This is a genomic window from Epilithonimonas bovis DSM 19482 (genome assembly GCF_900108115.1).
GTDB lineage: Bacteria > Bacteroidota > Bacteroidia > Flavobacteriales > Weeksellaceae > Epilithonimonas > Epilithonimonas bovis.
In genome coordinates, this window is the sequence record NZ_FTPU01000078.1 from 1 (window position 1) to 2969 (window position 2969).

Annotated in this window: 2 protein-coding genes; both read right to left on the reverse strand. The window is 30.8% G+C overall.

From position 1 onward, the window contains the following. Window positions 1-32: 32 nt before the first annotated feature. Window positions 33-1199: a restriction endonuclease subunit S gene (locus B0B05_RS16120; RefSeq protein WP_076784591.1), complete on the reverse strand. Its 1167-nt coding sequence runs from the start codon at window positions 1197-1199 to the stop codon at window positions 33-35. Beyond that, window positions 1199-2875 (reverse strand): N-6 DNA methylase, encoded by a 1677-nt coding sequence (locus B0B05_RS16125; protein WP_076784592.1) that lies wholly within the window; start codon window positions 2873-2875, stop codon window positions 1199-1201. The genes B0B05_RS16120 and B0B05_RS16125 overlap by 1 nt, the downstream gene beginning before the upstream one ends. Window positions 2876-2969: the final 94 nt, after the last annotated feature.

The following is a 2969-nucleotide window of genomic DNA, read 5'->3' on the forward strand; positions in this document are numbered from 1 at the left end:
AATTATAAGTAAATATACGAAATTATGTGTAATTACGGATATTCATAATTTAGAATTACTTTTTCGTTTTTTATTAACTGTATTTGTTTCGAAATATAAAATGAAATTCTATCTTGTTCGTTAAAATCCAAAATAGGCACTAATAATTTTCTTAAATCTTTCATATTTATATCAATAAAAGTAGTCCCTTTTATAAGATCTAACATATTATTCATATTTACTTCGGAATTAAAAAAATATGTATAAAAATTAGGATTAAATTCATCTCTCAATGATATTCTCGCCACACCTCGAGTTATATTAATACCCTCAAGTTCAATAGGAATCACGTTAAAATCTCCAACAGATGCACGGACATTTACTACTATATCACCAGCTTTTAAATATGTTTTTTTATATCTATCTGCAATTGATTTCTTAGTTCTAAGTAAATTATTTAAATCATTAATTGAGTTTTCCTTTAAATCTAATGTTCGTAAAACAGGAACTCCATTTTCTACATTTTCGAAAGTTTGCACAATACCGTATGATATAGAAGTATTTTTATTAATTAATTTTTCAATTTCAATAAAATCCCATTCCACAGGGATACGTCCTAAAGGAGAATCTTTGAATTGGTGTGTTTCTTCGGAGCGAATGTTGCCGTTGTCATCAATGCCTTTGGTTAGTAAATCTTGCATCAATCCCACTTTAACTCGCTCGTATTTTTGGATAAGCTTTTCAGTGTTCTCAATGGCTTCATCAACTTTTGTTAGGATTTCTGCAATCTTTTTTTGTTCGTTAATTGAGATATTTGGAACATTATATCTTTTTTTAATTACCGAAGGGTGTGCCTTATCAACATAATCAAAAACCTCTTTCGAATGTTGATATACTAATGAATAATACAAAAACTTGTAATCAAAAATTGGTTCATTAATTTTTAAAATACCTGAAACATTAGTTACTGAAAACTTATGTTTTGGTCTATAAAAAAAATGACCACCACCATCAACAGACCACGTTAGCAATTCTTCATCAAAATCAAACTCATCATATAAACCAAATAAGCCACCTTTTTGTGAAGATGATGAATAAACTGGATAAACACCAGGTTTCTTCTGTAAATCTATTGATGAAATGATACGACCTCTACCTAATGAAATAATACCTTTATTCATTAGATCTGATAATTTAATCTCTGATTCCCAATATTCCATTAATTCAAGTATTTTAAATCTGTTAGAAATTGGTTTAATTCGTCCATAATTTTGTTACGGCTTTTTTCTAAAGCGTTGGCAGAAATGGCATATTTGCTGTATAAGTTTTCGATTGCAGCTACTAAAGCACGCTGTTCGTTGTCTACATAACGGTTTAGTTGTGTATTGATTAAATCGAAATGTTTTTTCAGAATAATGTCTTTGGCTTCTTGCTCTGTGATTACTCCACCAATTTCTTCTAACTGTGCATCTAATTTACCCAGATAAGCTTGCAATAGTTCTTTGTCTTTTGCGTTGGCGTTGTATTCTTTGGTAATTTTCTTTAGCTCATCTTTAGCTTTGGTAATTGCATTTACCTCTAAGCTTGAAGGATTCTCTTTTTTTACAATTTTCAATAAAGCATCTACTGATTTTTTGATGTTGTCAAAATTTGTCGTGTTCTTTAAATCAGCTTTAATGAATTGGATGAATTCTTCTACTTGATTATTAAGTATTGATTCTGTCTTCAATACTTCGTTTAGCAAGTTTTGTTTCTCTCTCTTCAAATCATCTACACCAAAACGCTTAATCAATAATTTCACTTCCAATTCGGCTTTTAACTCTTTGGTATCTGCTTTGATGGATTTGATGTTATTTTCTATTGATTTTATTGCTGCATCTTCAATTTGTAATGAAGCTATACGCTCTTTGTCGGTATTATCTTCTAACAGATAATCCAATTCTAACTTTAATTGATCTTTGGCTAATTTCGGAGTAAGTTTTACTTCGCCTTCTTCTTCATCCGCCTCGTATTCTAAGAAATCTAAAATATTTTCTACCTTTTCACTTAGTTGATTTTCTGCATCTGCTAATTCGATTTCTTTCTCTTCTATTTGGTTAGCTAATTCTTGAAAATACGCCTCAATTAAATATTCATCAGGAATTAACGATGCATCCCAACCATTTTGCATAATTGTTTTCAGATCGTATTTGATGTTATCCCACCAATTGACAAAAACCCCTGCCGTTTGGAAATTATCTAATACGCCAATTGCAGCAAACTTTTCCACCATAGAAGTCAATAATGCTTTACGCACTTTTGGGAACTTTTCGTTGGATAGCGATAAATATCCGATTGTAGCTTCTTCCACCACAGAATTATCTAAGTCTGATATTGGTGCTAAAGTTGAAAATTCATCTTTTGCGTTATCCCACCAATCCGCTAATAGCAAACCTAATTCTAATCGTTTAGCTGTAATGTTCTGATCGTTATCAATGCTTGTTTTTATTTCCGCTTGTTCTTCGATAGCGAATAGCTTATACGCTTCATCTTTTTCATTGAAGAATTGAGTTGTATCAAAATTGAATTTGTCGGCATACTGGGTTTGTACTTGATTGATTTCAACCACAGGAACACCACCGTTAAGATGTGCTTTTACATCGTGTGGTTCGGGTGCAGGCGTATTGTCTACATATCTACGAATGTTTAATGTAAACTCGTTTTTATCGATGTCTTCTAAAGAAACTAATTTAGAATATTTTGGTTCTTCGATTTTATTGGTAAATACATAATGAATTTTCTCAACATCTTCTGGACGTAAATGATTCTGTTTTTTACCTTCTAAATATTCCTTATCCGCATTGATGAAAAATACTTTTCCTTTTAAGTTTTCAGGTTTGTTTTTATTGAAAATCATTTATGTATATCCGTTTTTAATCATACTGCTGTAATATTAGCAATAATGAGCCTTTCGAATAGTTTGTCTCCGAAATATCTTCGATTTAGTTTGT